This is a genomic window from Pseudomonas sp., from assembly GCF_030696055.1.
In the GTDB taxonomy this organism is placed as follows: domain Bacteria; phylum Pseudomonadota; class Gammaproteobacteria; order Pseudomonadales; family Pseudomonadaceae; genus Aquipseudomonas.
Genome location: NZ_JAUYNP010000170.1, coordinates 1 through 1,781, shown reverse-complemented (window position 1 = coordinate 1,781; position 1,781 = coordinate 1). Strand labels below are relative to the sequence as shown.

Sequence of the window (1,781 nt, the reverse complement as noted above, 5' to 3'; positions counted from 1 at the left end):
TGTGTGCGCCGCGTAACCCACCAAGCGATATTCCGCGTTGCGCCGATGGTGGGTTACGCGGCGTACCACAATAGGCTTGAGTCAGCGGTCGCGGTAAGGCGCCGCTAACCCACCCTACGACCCTACGCCTGCGTTACCCCTGTCCAGATACCGGCCAGACCGTTGGTCTGGCGCTATTCGGCTGGGTGGTTGACGACCTATACATTAAAGTCCAGTATGGACTTTAATGTATAAAAACAGGGTAAATCCCATGAGCTACTCCCTAACACCGGCGTTGTCTCAGTGCTCCCAGGGCCTGCAGCCAGTTCTTCTGCCATGCCTTTTCCGCCCGAGCAGGGAGTCCGCTGCCGCGGCCTCGCTGCTCATCCTTTCGTTAAAGCAGGAGTGACCTCGATGCATAAACTCGTCTTACTGGGCGGCCTCGCCCTCAGCCTGATCGCCTCCAGCCTGGTGGCCGCCGAAAAACCGCTGCGTCTGGGCATCGAGGCGGCTTACCCGCCGTTCGCCTTCAAGCAGGCCGACGGGCAGATCGCCGGTTTCGATGTGGATATGGGCAACGCCCTGTGCGCCGAGATGAAGGTGGAGTGCCAGTGGGTCGAGCAGGAGTTCGATGGCCTGATTCCTTCGCTCAAGGTGAAGAAGGTCGACGCCATACTGTCGTCCATGACCATCACCGAGGAGCGGCGCAAGTCGGTGGATTTCACCCAGAAGTACTACTACAGCCCGGCGCGCCTGGTGATGAAGGAGGGCGCCGCGGTGGATGCCGACTTCAGCAACCTCAAGGGCAAGCGCATCGGCGTGCAGCGCTCGAGCACCACCGACCGCTTCGCCACCAAGGTGATGGCGGAGAAGGGCGTGGAAGTGGTGCGCTACGGCTCGCAGAACGAGATCTACCTGGAGCTGATCTCCGGGCGTTTGGACGGCATCCTGGGCGATGCCATTCCGGTGGATGAGGGCTTTCTGAAGACCGCCAACGGCAAGGGGTTCGCCTTCGTCGGCCCGGCCTTAACCGATCCCAACTACTTCGGCGAAGGCGCCGGTATCGCCGTGCGCAAGGGCGACAGCGCACTGCTCGGCAAGCTCAATAGCGCCATCCAGGCGGTGCGCGCCAATGGCGAGTACCAGAAGATCCAGGGCAAGTACTTCAGCTTCGATATCTACGGCGACTAAGGGCTGAGGCAACAACAAGGCCATGGTCCGTTCGTGTTGAACCTTTGTCGGGTGGCCGCGTAGGTTGGGCAGAGGCGCGCAGCAACGAAGCCCAACGGCGATGGATCGGGCGCAACCCTTGCCGCCCAGTTGGCCTTGTTGGGCTTCGCGCAGCTCAGCCCAACCGACGATCTTCAGCCAAACCAACAGCCGCGCAGTGCGCGGCTGTTGTGTTTTCAGGGCGTTGCTTTTAGCGCAGGGCAAAATCCGCGACGCTATCACCCAGCAGTGGCGGAGGGGAGGCAAAGCGTCCTTAGTGCTCCTCCACCCCGTCGTGCAGCAGGCCGAAGATCTCCCGTTTCATCTCGATAAACGAGCGCTGCATGACCATATCCAGGGTGCGCGGGCGTTCGATCGGCACGTCGAGGATCTTCTTGATCCGCCCCGGCCGGGCGCCCATCACATACACCCGGTCGCCGAGCAGAATCGCCTCGTCGATATCGTGGGTGACGAACAGCACGGTCTTCTTGCTGTTGCCCCACACTTTGAGCAACAGCTGCTGCATCTGCAGACGGGTCTGGCTGTCGAGTGCGCCGAAGGGCTCGTCCATCAGCAGGATCTGCGGGTCGTTG

Annotated in this window: 1 protein-coding gene and 1 pseudogene; one reads left to right on the top strand and one right to left on the bottom strand. The window is 61.5% G+C overall.

The features are described from left to right. Positions 1-393 precede the first annotated feature (393 nt). Positions 394-1,170 carry an ABC transporter substrate-binding protein gene (locus Q8Q83_RS10060; RefSeq protein WP_305623346.1) on the top strand — a complete coding sequence of 259 codons (777 nt, stop codon included), beginning with the start codon at positions 394-396 and terminating at the stop codon, positions 1,168-1,170. 292 nt (positions 1,171-1,462) lie between these two features. Here the strand turns inward: Q8Q83_RS10060 and Q8Q83_RS10055 are convergent. Continuing rightward, positions 1,463-1,781 (bottom strand): annotated as a pseudogene (locus tag Q8Q83_RS10055) (ABC transporter ATP-binding protein); the annotation flags it as partial.